Origin of the sequence: Brevibacillus composti (assembly GCF_016406105.1) — a bacterium.
GTDB lineage: Bacteria > Bacillota > Bacilli > Brevibacillales > Brevibacillaceae > Brevibacillus > Brevibacillus composti.
This window is the reverse complement of the sequence record NZ_CP066308.1, coordinates 4,397,652-4,411,794: the sequence shown is the minus strand read 5'-3', so window position 1 is coordinate 4,411,794 and position 14,143 is coordinate 4,397,652. Positions and strand designations below refer to the sequence as shown.

General features: G+C 42.3%; 9 protein-coding genes. All 9 read left to right on the top strand.

The genetic code is table 11. The features are described 5' to 3' along the window. The first annotated feature begins 109 nt into the window (after positions 1 to 109). The 9 genes from JD108_RS21860 (at position 110) to JD108_RS22500 (ending at position 14,079) form a co-directional block, all read left to right on the top strand. Positions 110 to 3,352 (top strand): helicase-related protein, encoded by a 3,243-nt coding sequence (locus tag JD108_RS21860; protein ID WP_198827997.1) that lies wholly within the window; start codon positions 110 to 112, stop codon positions 3,350 to 3,352. Positions 3,353 to 3,363: 11 nt separating this feature from the next. Then, positions 3,364 to 4,017, top strand: coding sequence for a DUF4391 domain-containing protein (locus tag JD108_RS21855; protein ID WP_198830230.1), 654 nt, complete (start codon positions 3,364 to 3,366; stop codon positions 4,015 to 4,017). Positions 4,018 to 4,034: 17 nt separating this feature from the next. Then, the gene (locus JD108_RS21850) at positions 4,035 to 5,951 is read left to right on the top strand and encodes a site-specific DNA-methyltransferase (RefSeq protein WP_198827996.1); all 1,917 of its coding nucleotides are present in this window, start codon (positions 4,035 to 4,037) and stop codon (positions 5,949 to 5,951) included. A 15-nt stretch (positions 5,952 to 5,966) separates the two neighbouring features. Next, the gene (locus tag JD108_RS21845; RefSeq protein ID WP_198827995.1) at positions 5,967 to 9,017 is read left to right on the top strand and encodes a type III restriction-modification system endonuclease; all 3,051 of its coding nucleotides are present in this window, start codon (positions 5,967 to 5,969) and stop codon (positions 9,015 to 9,017) included. Positions 9,018 to 9,151: 134 nt separating this feature from the next. After that, positions 9,152 to 10,975 (top strand): DEAD/DEAH box helicase, encoded by a 1,824-nt coding sequence (locus JD108_RS21840; protein WP_198827994.1) that lies wholly within the window; start codon positions 9,152 to 9,154, stop codon positions 10,973 to 10,975. Between the two features lie 32 nt (positions 10,976 to 11,007). After that, positions 11,008 to 11,340 (top strand): hypothetical protein, encoded by a 333-nt coding sequence (locus JD108_RS21835; RefSeq protein WP_198827993.1) that lies wholly within the window; start codon positions 11,008 to 11,010, stop codon positions 11,338 to 11,340. A 122-nt stretch (positions 11,341 to 11,462) separates the two neighbouring features. Then, positions 11,463 to 12,218: a DUF6414 family protein gene (locus JD108_RS21830; RefSeq protein WP_198827992.1), complete on the top strand. Its 756-nt coding sequence runs from the start codon at positions 11,463 to 11,465 to the stop codon at positions 12,216 to 12,218. Beyond that, on the top strand, positions 12,215 to 13,354 hold the full coding sequence (locus JD108_RS21825; RefSeq protein ID WP_198827991.1) for an AAA family ATPase: 1,140 nt from the start codon (positions 12,215 to 12,217) through the stop codon (positions 13,352 to 13,354). The genes JD108_RS21830 and JD108_RS21825 overlap by 4 nt, the downstream gene beginning before the upstream one ends. Before the next feature lie 419 nt (positions 13,355 to 13,773). After that, complete coding sequence (locus JD108_RS22500; RefSeq protein WP_228728246.1) at positions 13,774 to 14,079, top strand: DUF6431 domain-containing protein; 306 nt, start codon at positions 13,774 to 13,776, stop codon at positions 14,077 to 14,079. Positions 14,080 to 14,143: the final 64 nt, after the last annotated feature.

The following is a 14,143-nucleotide window of genomic DNA, read 5'->3' as shown; positions in this document are numbered from 1 at the left end:
CAATATATTTCCTCAAATAGGAAATCAGAACTACTTCAAACAAGGAATTTCAGCGGGGGATGTCGAATAGGAAAAGTTGCGTGGTTTCGGGCGGAACAAGAGGTGAACTATGGAAATCATCAATAATATCGACAATCTTCTCGGCGAAAATTTGAAACTTGAAGTTCGCAAAGGCAGCAAAGTATCGATTGCTGCATCATGCTTCTCCATTTATGCATATGAAGCCTTAATGAAAGAACTGAATCAGGTGGAAGAAGTCCGGTTCATCTTCACCTCTCCCACCTTTATTGCGGATAGCATAAAAAAGGAGAAGCGGGAATTTTATATCCCGAAACGGAACCGGGAAAAAAGCTTGTACGGCACCGAATTTGAAATCCGGCTCAAAAACGAATTGACACTCAAAGCGATTGCAAAAGAGTGCAGTGACTGGATTCGTAAAAAAGTCACGTTCAAATCGAACCGTACTTCAGGTTCAATGCAAGGCATGCTGAATGTGCAGACTGCAAACGAGCCGATCACCTATATGCCGATCGATGGCTTTACGACCGTTGATCTTGGTTATGAAAAGGGCAATGCTCTCTCCAAGATGGTGAACAAGTTCACAGAAGCTCCGTTTACCAAAATGTATTTCGATCTGTTCGATCAGGTATGGAATGACAAAAGCAAGCTTGAAGATGTCACGAACCAGGTTGTGGAGCATATTTCATCGGTGTATAAAGAGAACTCTCCGGAGTTCATTTACTATGTCATTTTGTACAATATTTTCAACGAGTTCCTATCGGACATCACAGAAGACATATTGCCCAACGAAGCAACTGGATTCAAAGAGACGGAAATCTGGAAACGTCTCTATCACTTCCAGAAAGACGCGGTTCTTGGTGCGATTAATAAACTGGAAAAATACAATGGATGCATCCTGGCAGACAGCGTCGGTCTGGGGAAAACATTCACGGCTCTTGGCATCATTAAATACTATGAACTTCGCAACAAGTCCGTATTGTTGCTATGTCCCAAGAAGCTCGGCGACAACTGGCTTACATATAAACAGAACGTGACCAACAACATCCTGTATGCCGACCGTTTCCGCTATGATGTACTCTACCACACGGACATATCGCGGGAAAGAGGCAAATCAAACGATATCCCGCTTGATCGGTTGAACTGGGGTAATTACGATCTGCTCGTCATTGATGAGTCGCATAACTTCCGCAACAACGAAGCCAAGAAAGATAAAGAGACGCGGTATCAGAAGCTGATGCGGAAAGTGTTGAAAAGCGGCGTGAAAACGAAAGTGCTCATGCTCTCCGCTACTCCGGTGAACAACAAATTCATGGATCTTCGCAACCAGCTTGCCTTGGCTTATGAAGGAAATCCAGAGGAAATCAACAGCAAGTTGGGGACGGAGCGGGGGATTAACGACATCTTCAAACGAGCTCAGTCCGCGTTTAACCAATGGTCTAAGATGGATGTTGCTGAACGTACAACGGAGACGCTTCTTGGTATGCTCGACTTCGACTTTTTTGAGCTGCTGGACAGCTTGACGATCGCTCGGTCACGCAAGCATATCCAGAAGTATTACAAAGCGGAGGAGATCGGCGAGTTCCCAAGGCGGCTGCCGCCTCTCTCGAAGTTTTGCGATTTGACCGACAGAGCGGATGTTATCGGGTATAATGAAATCTTTATAGAATTGTCCAGAATCAATCTCGGCATCTATGCACCATTCAAATATATTCAACCGAGCCGATTGCGTTTCTATGAAGAGTTGTATGACACCAGTGTAAGGGGCGGTAGCGGGAACTTCAGGCAGATGGATCGCGAAGGCAGCTTGCAGCTCTTGATGCGGATCAACCTGCTGAAACGCCTGGAAAGTTCGGTGGAGTCGTTCCGATTGACCCTTTCCAAGATTGTCTCCAAAATCGATCAGACGCTACAGCAAATCGAAGCCTTCGAGGGAAGCGGGAAATCCGACGCTGTAGGTTATACCGATATTGAGGATGCCAATCTGGACGATGACGATTGGCTGGACGATGATTTCAGCATCGGGGATACAATCAAGATCAATTTGACCGATATGGATGTTCTTCGCTGGAAAGAAGATTTGACGAATGACCGCAACATTCTTTCCGCCTTGCTGACCGAAATGCGGAAAGTAACGCCTGAACATGATGCGAAGCTAAACACATTAAAGCAAGTTATCGATCACAAAATCAATCATCCAATCAACCCCGGCAACCGCAAGGTCATCATTTTCAGTGCGTTCACGGATACCGCAGCATACTTGTACACGCATTTATCCGAGTATATGAAGGCCAAGTACAATATCGATACGGCCAAAATCGTCGGCAGCGATGAGAACAAAAACACCGCTGGTTTACGGAATGATATCAGCACATTGCTGACTTGCTTCTCGCCGCGATCCAAGGAAAAGAAGCTGACCATGCCGGATGTCAAAGGCGAGATTGATCTGCTCATTGCTTCCGATTGTATTTCTGAGGGGCAAAACTTGCAAGATTGCGACTATCTGATCAACTATGACATTCACTGGAACCCGGTGCGGATCATTCAACGATTTGGCCGAATAGACCGGATCGGTTCGCAGAACAAGGAAATTCAATTGGTGAACTTCTGGCCCAACATGACGCTGGATGAATACATTCAGTTAAAAGAACGGGTTGAGAATCGCATGGTCATCATGGATATGACGGCAACCGGCGATGATAACGTTCTGTTCAATCAATCCAGCGATCTGGAATATCGGAAGCAGCAACTTCATCGTTTGCAGAAGGAAGTCGTCGATCTGGATGATATGAACACGGGCGTCTCCATCACCGATTTGGGCCTGAACGATTTTCGCATGGACTTGGTGAACTATGTCAAGGAGAACGGAGAACTTGATACCGTTCCGAGCGGACTGCATGCGGTTGTGGCTGCTGACGAAGAGAAGGGAGCAAAGCCCGGCGTCATCTTTGTTCTTCGCAACGTTAATGAGGAACTGAATCCCGACAAGCAGAACCGGCTGCATCCCTTCTATCTCGTCTACATGAGCGAAGATGGTGAAGTCATCACCAATCATATGGATGTCAAAAAGACGCTGGATATCCTGCGAGCTCTATGCAGAGGGCAATCCGAACCGATGATGGATGCTTGCCGCAGTTTCAATCAAGCGACGAAAGACGGCAAAAAGATGGACATGTATTCCATGCTGCTCCAAGAAACCATCCGCTCGATTGTACAGGTGAAAGTAGAAAACGATCTGGATAGCTTGTTCAGTTCGGGAGGTACGACAGCATTGATCGACTCGATTAAAGGGCTTGAGGACTTTGAACTCCTCACCTTTGTCGTTATCAGGTAGGTGAATGCGTGATGTTTCAATTGCCGTCAAGTACACTCGTAAACCGCAAAATTCCGAAGAACAAATTTTATGAGAAGCTGCATGCAAACCAACATCTGAAGGAATTGTTTACTGAACAAGTCGAATCGATCATCTGGAAACACAAGTTATCCAAGGAGACGATTCGTCTCGATCCGAAAGACGACATTGAAGAAATTCAGATATTCGAGATTCATTTGAAGGAGCAAACCTACTCCCTTGACTTGCTGCGGAATATTGACAAGGCGATCCCTTATCCCATTTTGCATGTCTTAATGTATGATGGTCAGGCCAAGCTCGCTATCGCCTACAAAGAGCGAAATCAAACCGACGACAATCGGTCTGTAGTTCGTTCCTACCATGAGACGGACTGGCAGCCGGTGGAGAGTATCAAACTCGACATTCTCCAAGGACTCGATCTGAAGGCTGTTTACGAGAACATCATCCGTCAACTGCTTCCCATCAAGGTGAAGCCGGAAATCGAGCTTACAGCCGTTTTGGAGCGGCAAGCCCAAATTGACAAGCTGACGCAAGAATGCCAACGGCTAGAGTCCAAGATACGGGCCGAAAAACAATTCAACAAGAAAGTTGAATTGAACATGGAACTGCAACGAAAGAGAAAAGAATTGAATCAACTACTTGATTAAGTAACAGGAGGCGTGCCATGAATAAACTAACGATGAAATCGGTGGATTTGACCCAAGCCAATATCGATAAGATTGCTGAGTTGTTCCCCAACGTGATTACCGAAGCGAGAGATGAACAAGGAAAAATTAAACGAGCGGTCGATTTTGATTTGTTAAAACAGGAACTTTCTGATTTTATCGTCGAGGGTGAAAAAGAGCGGTTTCAATTGACGTGGCCGGGAAAGAAAGAAGCTATACTTAATGCAAACACTCCTATTGATAAAACATTACGTCCAATTTTACAAGACAGTGTAGACTGGGATAATACACAAAACATATACATCGAGGGGGACAACCTCGAAGTGTTGAAACTATTGCAAGAATCGTATTTAAACAAGATAAAATGCATATATATTGATCCACCATATAATACAGGAAAAGATTTCGTTTATAAAGATGATTTCAAAGCATCATCCAACGAATATTTAGAGGATTCCGGTCAGATAGATGTCGAAGGTAATCGACTCTTTCAGAATACCGAATCAAACGGACGTTTCCATAGTGACTGGTTAACAATGATGTATTCAAGATTGAAATTAGCAAGGAATTTGTTGCGTGAAGATGGAGTCATATTTATTAGTATTGATGATAATGAGCTAGATCATTTAAGAATGATTTGTGACAATGTTTTTTCAGGTAATTTTGTAGCACAAATCACCACATTATGTAATCCTAAAGGAAGGTCGCAGGATAAATATTTTGCAACAAATCATGAGTATATATTAGTTTATTCAAAGTCACCCCTTCCAAAGGGATATTTTGCAATAGAAAAAGATCAAGATCAAATAGAAGATGAATACCCGGAACAAGATGAACTAGGAAGATATAGAACCTTAGAATTAAGAAATACTCATAGAGAATTCGGAAAACATAATCGTAAAAATCTTTTTTACCCGTTTTATGTAAACCCTGTTACTTCCGAAGTTTCGCTCGAATATATAGATGGTTATGTCACAGTTGAACCGATATGGGACGATGGGTTTGAAGGTTGCTGGACATGGGATAGAACTAAAGCAGCAAATGATATTCACCTTTTGGTTGCAAAACAAAATCCAAACGGCCTTTGGAAAATATATCGTAAAAGCTACGCCGAAGGTGCTACAAAAATGCTTAAAACTATATTTAACGACAAACTCTTCTACACGGAAAAAGGACAGGCCGCGTTTTCATCTTTGTTCAATGAAAGGGCAAAGTTATTTCAATCACCAAAATCTGTAGACCTAATAAAAACTATATTAAATACTGTTACAACGTCGAATGACATTATCCTTGACTTTTTCTCTGGCTCTGCTACAACTGCTCATGCAGTAATGGAGCTAAATGCAGAGGATTTGAAAAATCGTAAATATATCATGGTACAAATCCCTGCTCTTACAGATGAGGATTCTGATGCATATAAAGCGGGATTTAAAACAATTTGCGAAATCGGCAAGGAACGCATACGCCGAGCTGCTAAGAAAATCAAGGAAGAAACAAAAGCGGAAATCGATTACGGTTTTCGAGTGTACCGTGTAGACTCCAGCAACATGAAGGACGTTTACTACACGCCTGACAAGTTGGGTCAGATGAATTTGGATGATCTGACATCCAACATCAAAGAAGACCGCACAGGCGAGGATTTGCTCATCCAGGTGATGCTGGAATGCGGACTGGAACTGTCTTTGCCGATGGAGACTAAAGAAATCGAAGGCAAAACTGTCCACTACGTTGCCGGAAACTCTCTAATCGCTTGTTTCGATGAAGAGTTGCCAGAATCGGTTATCAAGAAAATCGCAACGGATCAGCCGCTTAGGGTTGTTTTCCGCGATAGCTCGTTCCGGGATGATTCGGCCCGCATCAATGTGGAAGAACTGTTCAAACTGCTCTCTCCGAGCACCGAAATTCAAGTGCTGTAAGGAAGGTGAGCAGCGATGAAAATCAAATTCAAACATCAACAATTTCAATTGGATGCGGTCAAGAGTATTGTAGACGTGTTCCAAGGGCAGCCGAACGAATCCTCTCGGTTTACGCTTGATAAAGGACGCAGGCAGAAAAGCGTGGAAATGGGAGATTTGTTTCAAACCACAAGCGGTGAGTCTGATTATGGCTTCAAGAACAATCCTATTAAACTTATTGATCAGGAAGTGTTGAGTAATATTCAGGCCATACAACGGCAAAATGGCTTGAAATTGTCCGAACGGCTTGAAGGCAAATACAACCTTACAGTCGAGATGGAAACCGGTACGGGGAAAACATACACCTATATTCGGACGATGTTCGAACTATATAAAAAGTATGGCTGGAGCAAGTTCATTATTGTTGTTCCTTCGATTGCCATTCGGGAAGGCGTACTGAAGACGTTTCAGATCACCGAAGACCACTTCATGTCTGAATACGGGTCAAAGGCTCGGTATTTTGTCTACAATTCAAAGCAATTGCATCACATCGAGAAATTCGCCAGCGACGCTGGAATTAATGTCATGATCATTAACTCCCAAGCGTTTAATGCGAAGGGTAAGGATGCAAGAAGAATATCTATGGAACTGGATGACTTTAACTCTCGGCGTCCGATTGATGTAATCGCCAGCACAAATCCAATATTGATAATTGACGAGCCTCAATCGGTGGAAGGTCAGAAGACGAAGGAAGCACTCAAAGATTTCAAACCATTGTTTACGCTGCGGTATTCGGCAACACACCGGGAGGATTATAACAAAGTCTATCGCCTCGATGCTCTGGATGCGTATAACATGAAGCTAGTCAAGAAGATCAGCGTCAAAGGCATTTCAGTGAAAGGAACCAATGGAACCAACAGCTATGTCTATCTCGAAGGCGTAGATGTCAGCGATAAGCACGCTCCCATAGCCCGTCTTGAATATGAAAAACGGACAAAGTCCGGATTAACCAAAGTGTCCAAGAAAATCGTGACGGGCGATGACCTCTATCAGTTGTCCGATCATCTGGAGCAATATAAAGGCTATAAAGTATCGGAAATTAACGGACAGAATAACAGCATCAGTTTCATCAATGGTGTTACGCTGTACGCCGGTGATGTACAGGGCGATGTCAGCGAGCTTCATTTCCGCCGAATTCAGATTCGAGAGACGCTGAAATCTCACTTCGAAAAGGAGCGGGTGCTATTCCATAAAGGAATCAAAGTGCTCTCACTCTTCTTTATTGATGAAGTCGCCAAGTACCGACAATATGATGAAGACGGCAACGAGAAAAATGGAGAGTACGCTGACATTTTTGAAGAAGAATATATGGAGCTATTGAACGAACAGCTGTCGTTGTTTGCGGATGACCCATACATTCAATATTTGAATTCGATTCAGGTAAAGAGTACGCATAAAGGCTACTTCTCCATTGACAAGAGAAGCAACCGGTTTGTCGATTCCAAAGTGTCTGCAAGGGAGACGGACTCCGATGATGTTGATGCCTACGACTTGATCATGCGGGATAAGGAACGGCTTCTCAGCTTCGAGGAACCGACACGATTTATTTTCTCCCACTCGGCGTTGAAGGAAGGTTGGGATAATCCGAACGTATTCCAGATATGCACGCTCAAACATAGCGACTCCACGATTAAGAAACGGCAGGAAGTTGGGCGTGGATTAAGATTGTGCGTGAATAAATACGGTGAACGGATCGACTCCAGCATTCCAGGTATTGATGTTCACGAGATCAATTCTCTAACCGTTATTGCAAGCGAGTCCTACGAAGAATTTGCCAAGCAGCTACAAAGCGAGATTGCCGCTACATTGTCGGATCGGCCACGTAAGGCTAACGTGGATTTCTTCCTGAATAAAGTGCTTACCAATGCCCGCGGCGAACAATTAAGTATCGATGAGAAGCTGGCAAACAAGCTGCAATTTGCCTTTATCAAAAATGGCTATGTCGATGATGAATTTCGTTTGACGGACGACTACTTTGCCGCAGTTAACGAGCAAACGGTCAAGCTGCCCGATGAACTACGTGAATTTCAAGAATCGCTCATCGAACTGGTTAAATCCATCTACGTAGAAGGCAAGGCAGATATTGCGGAGAATGATCGGAATCGCAATATCGTTTCGGTGAAGGTTAACAACAACTTCTATAAGCAAGAGTTCAAGGAGTTGTGGAACCGGATCAACAAAAAATCTGTCTATACAGTTCGATTTGATTCCGATGAGTTGGTACGGAAGTGTATCCTGGCGTTAGACATGAATTTGCAGGTGCCCGACATCCGCTACGCAATTAAACACGGCGAGATGAAGGAGATTGAGTCTCGGGAGCAACTCAAACAAGGTGAAGCATTTGTAACACGGGAGACGCAAACGGAGTACGTGAACGGGCCTGCTACGTCAAAGATCAAGTACGACTTGATCGGTAAGATGATGGATGAAACGCGACTTACAAGGAAGACGATTGTAGCCATCCTGAAAAGCATTAAACCGTCTACCTTCCTGTTATTCCGGAAGAATCCCGAGGAATTTATTATCCGGGCGTCCAGGCTTATTAACGAACAGAAGGCGACCACGATCATTGAATCCATTACTTACGATGTGATCAATGATACGTTCCATACAGATGTGTTTACGAAGAATAACTTGAAAGGACAACTGGGCCAAAACGCCATTTCCGTTGAAAAGCATATTTATGATTACGTCGTAACGGATTCCAAGATTGAGCGTGCATTTGCGAAAGATCTAGATACGAGCAAAGAAGTACAGGTTTATGCGAAGCTGCCACGCGGATTTTACATCCCTACTCCGGTAGGCGACTACAATCCGGACTGGGCGATTGTATTCAAAGAAGGCGACGTGAAGCACATTTACTTTATTGCCGAGACGAAAGGCTCATTGGATTCGATGGAGCTGCGTGAAGTCGAGAAGGCGAAGATTGAGTGTGCACGGAGGCATTTTGCTAAGCTGAATTCGGACCAGTTCAAGTATGATGTGGTTAACAGCTATGAGAAGCTATTGGAAATTGTAAAGGGGTAATAATTTAGCATTGAGCCGGGGTTCAATCGTTGCTGAACACCGGCTTTTCTTTTGGGTTATCAATCTAAGATGGCAGGAATTTAAGGGATAATGTGGAATGTGTAATATAACAAATGGCCGGAGGGGGGGCTTATATGTACTTCCAAAATACATTTGCTCATATTGAGGGAAATCCTAATCTACGAGAGCCACAAGTGCAGGGATACTTGAGAGTGAAGGAATATTTTGAATCACCAGATCACAAGCCGGCGTTAGTTACCCTACCAACAGGAGTTGGTAAAACGGGTTTAATGGCCATCCTGCCATACGGCATAGCACAAAAAAGGGTGCTAATCGTTACTCCAAATCGGACAATCCGCAATACTGTTACTGATAGTCTTGACCCAAGATATGAACATAATTTTTGGTGGAATCGTAAGGTCATTAATGTTCCATCGAATTTACCTGAAGTTATTGAATACGAAGGTGATCCTCGAACGCTGGAACAAGCAAAAATTGTGATTACCAATATTCATCGACTTCAGTCCCACAATGCAAGTTCATTGTTGCAGAAGGTGCCGCGGGATTTCTTCGATATGATTATTATCGACGAGGCACATCATTCTCCAGCAGCATCATGGGTAGAGATGGAAGAGTACTTCAATTCGGCAAAAATCGTTAAAATAACTGGCACTCCTTTTAGATCGGATAAGAAGGAAATCTATGCTGAGGACGTTTACTCATATCCGCTAAGTCGAGCGATGATAAAAGGTTATGTGAAGCAGCTTGTTAAAAAAGAGTACATTCCAGATCAATTGACTTTCAAAGTACAAGGTTACGAAGAAGAAGTTACATTGGAAGAAGTATTAAAATTAAAAGACAGTGACTGGGTGGAGAGAACGGTAGCGTATTCGACTCAGTGCAGCGAAGCGGTTGTAAGAAGAAGCCTTCAAATTATGATGGAGAAGAGGGAGGCGACAGGAGTACCTCACAAGATTATCGCTGTAGCTTGTTCCATTGAACATGCTAGGGAGATTAAGCAGCTATACGAAGCTGTTGGATGTCCCGCATCCATTGTACACAGTGACATGGAACCTTCAGAGCAGGACCAGGAAAGAATTGATTTTCACAATGATCGCACACAAGTGATTGTAAACGTAGGTATGCTTGGTGAAGGATATGACCACCCGTATATCTCGGTTGCTGCGATATTCCGCCCGTTTAAGAGCTTATCAGCGTATGCACAATTTGCAGGAAGAGCACTACGCTCAATTCCGGATGCGAAGGAACCCGCGATAGATAACGTTGCTCATCTCGTATATCACAATGCACTTGGTCTAGATGAGCTTTGGGAATACTACAGTAAAGAACAACAAAAAGCAGAGATCATTGACCGGTTGGAAAAAATATTTGAGGAAAATGAAGGTGGAGGGTCTGAAAGTGACGGTCATTCAGAACCTGACGTTGGGGAAGCTAGGCAGTCGGGAACCTTCAGAGAAGAACTTAAGACATTTATAGGCGATGAAACCATATTGGAAGCATATGAAGAGGCTATTCGTCAGAGCAGAAATAAAACGGAAGAAGCATTAGACGCGTTAAGGTCAAAGGGCATTCCGATTACTGACGAAATGATCAAGCTTATTGAAGGGTCTACGTTTGAAGATATTGCGAAGTCAAAGAGACCTGACCTTGAATTAAAAGAGCGGCGACAAGAGTTAAAAACATACATTGAAAACGGGATTGCGGAAATATTAACTGCAAAGGGTCTAAATCCTAAAGGGAAAGCAGAAGAGATTGCTATCAAGTTGGGATACTATCGCGATACGAATCTGGCTTTAGACGGCCTATGCGTCAAAATAATTAATGACCAGTTGCTAAAAGCAATTGGGTATCCAAGAAAACAATGGTCTATCGCCGACTTCAAGCAAGCAAGGCCACTGGCAGAAAAATATGTGGCGTATTTAGCGGAAAGACTTTAGAATGAGTTTATTAACCGAAAGGAGGGTAACAATTGCTTAATGTGCAGGAATTAAAAGTGAAGTTAGCACATGTTCTTGCCAATAAGGGGGTTCCTCCTTTTGTGTTGGCGAACAATATTAGCGAAGCAAATTATGATGAGATTTCCCTGTACAAACGAGATCAAATGATCATCGTTGATATGTACTGCAAAGATGAAGAAACAGGTGAACCGCTGCAATTCAGGTATATGTATAACAAAGATGAGGTATTGTTAAAATCAGAAATGATAATAGCAGGACGTTCAAGTGTAATGTGGGACAGAGAAGCAGAGATAGCTAGTTTGACCAAACAAATTCAGCAAGTTGAAGCTGTGGTTAAATTATAAGCATGAGGGGCCTGGGAGAGGATCTAGGCCCTTTTGCTTGCAATCAGTAGATGTGCTGCCATTCATTGTAATAGGAGTGGTGACATAATTCTAAAAAACCAATGGAGATAGGGGGTTATACTATGATAGCAAAGGTTATTTACTTTGACGAAGGTTCTGCGACAGATTTTCTTCATATTATTGATGGTGGCAAGGTCGATCAGAAGGCGGAAAAAATTACGGAAGTAACGACAGAACTGGCTGCTAAAGCGGCGGCAAGTTTAGCAGCAAAATTTAAGTGGCTCCCATTTTTAGGGGCTAATGTTGATATGGAGACAAATGTAGGAGCAAATAGATCTGGAAACACAATAATAAATAAAGCTATTACGAACACGATATTAACGGACTATATAGATCTAGTACAAGCTCAAACAGAGGGAAGTGAGGTGATTAAAACCTTTAAGAACTACAAGTTAAAACCCTATCCTGAATCCTTTGCTTATTATAAAATGATGACCCCCTATTTGATAATGGCGGAGGGAAATTTCGAAGCCGAGGGTATGGCATTTAATGTGTCGAGAATGGATGAAGCACTTGAAAGTGGAAGGGGATATTATGAATTAATCGCAGAAGGTTCTACTGAAAAGAGTATACTTCGATTCAACATACAGGCATTTAGAAATAATTATGGAATTGCAGATTTAGTGAAAATGAGATTAACTTATCATGCTATTGAAGTAGGAGTTTTTCCAGAAGATAAGTTATCTATGAAGGAGGAATTTTCTAATTCATCTGTGACGTTAACTGGGGCGGATATATTAAATGATGAAGAAGGAGTGACAGAGGAATCGGCTTATCTTAAAGTATATGACGTCATATTGGCGGGTGTCGAGGTTTGAAGAACATAAATGTTTACTATGGCCCAAAGGTGAGTTTTGAGCAGATTTTACCAAAAAGAATACCGATTACAACACTTACTCAATTAGTGGTTAAACATGATGCCAAAAGAAAAGAGTATGTGCATATCCATAAAATTGAAGGACAGGATCAAGGTGAGCTTGTTGAAGAAGATCAAGAAGAAATAAAATGTTTGGTTGCATATTCTGAAGAATATGCTGGAATTAGTGAGCATGCAATTCAATCTTTTGTAACTTTTATTTCTCAATACAAGATAGGAAAGTTGTATTTACAAAATCCCCCACTTAACATTGTGCAGCAGTTTGAAAAAATAAATGCAAAGATAATCACACAACGACATCAATATGAATGTATCAATCCTGCCGTCCTAAAAAAGATAAGTAGTACGTATTCGTCAGTCATTATTGGTCAGGAAAGAGTAAAAGAACTACTTTTGGGAGCACTCTATCCTTTGACGAAGCCTGAAAATAAGAAGCCTATTGTTCTCCTGTTTTATGGACCGACAGGTGTCGGTAAGACTGAAACAGCAAAATACTTAAGTGAGCTGTTAGGAGAGACTCTGTTTCGCAAACAATTTTCAATGTTTCATAGTTCGGACTTTTCTTCTTATTTATTTGGTGGCAACCACGCTCAAAACTGCTTTGCAAAAGAATTGCTGGAGAGAGAATCGAATATTATCCTCTTAGATGAATTCGATAAGTCACATCCAGTATTTCATAGTGCATTCTACCAATTATTTGACGAAGGTGTATTTGAGGATAAAAACTACAATGTAGTTCTTGAAAAGGCAATAATAATATGCACTTCGAATTATAGATCTGAAGATGATATTAAGCGGAATTTAGGTGCTCCTCTGTATTCCAGATTTGATGCAGTTATACAATTTACTTCACTAAAGAACGAAGCAATTATAAAAATTATAAATAATCAGTTCAACGCACAGTATGAACGTCTGACAGAACATGAGAAGAAACTTATCGATGCGACCGATTTGAAAAGTAAAATCCTTTCTAAGGCAGCCAGTATGGACAATGTTAGACAGATACGTAAATTAATCAAAGAATCCATGTCTATTATTCTAGTAAAGCACTTAATAGAATGTCATAGTGATATCTAAAAGAACCGATGATTAGATGGAACAAGGTATCATCGGTTCATGGTTATTTAATATTGAATTTTTAGTTTACCATATCAAGTGATACGGTGAACCGTACCACAAGTGATGGTACACACGATCACCATTAGGAAAGAAATTGTTTTGGATAGTTCATTTATTGATAAACTAGGTAGGCAAGCTGAAATCATGGTATTGTTGCGGCTCAAACATAATGTCCAGTTGCTGACGGAATTGCCTGTCCAATCGTTGCTGAATATAATGACCTTATCATTGAAAAGGAAAAAGGATGCCTCCCAAGAAGTGGGCCTGCGGTAACAGGTCCACTTCTTGGGAGGCATCCCCAAAAAACACCATGATCATTGTATCAAATTATGAGCTGATTGAGAAGGTACCCGGCGTTTTTCGTTAGATGTGCAGAGGTGGTTCCCTCTCCTTGCTGTGGAGAAGAGATGAATGTTATTGGTAGCCGGAGGAGGAAGATCGTGAGTGAGGGTGGGGAAGACCGCCTGCTCATCCGACGGTTGCGTTGTTCGCACTGCCAGAAAATTCACCATGAGCTTCCAGATTGTATCGTGCCATACAAACGGTATGAATCATCATGTATCGAGCAAGTGATTTCAGAACCGGATACGCTATCTTCCGTAGCGTCTGACGACGCTACCCTGTTGCGTTGGAAGAACTGGTTTCATGAGCAGTGCTCATACTGTGTTTATGGCATGATTTAAATGTACTAAATGGCAGCTAATTTATGATCATATTAAAAAGAGCCACTTGCCAACATCTATTAAA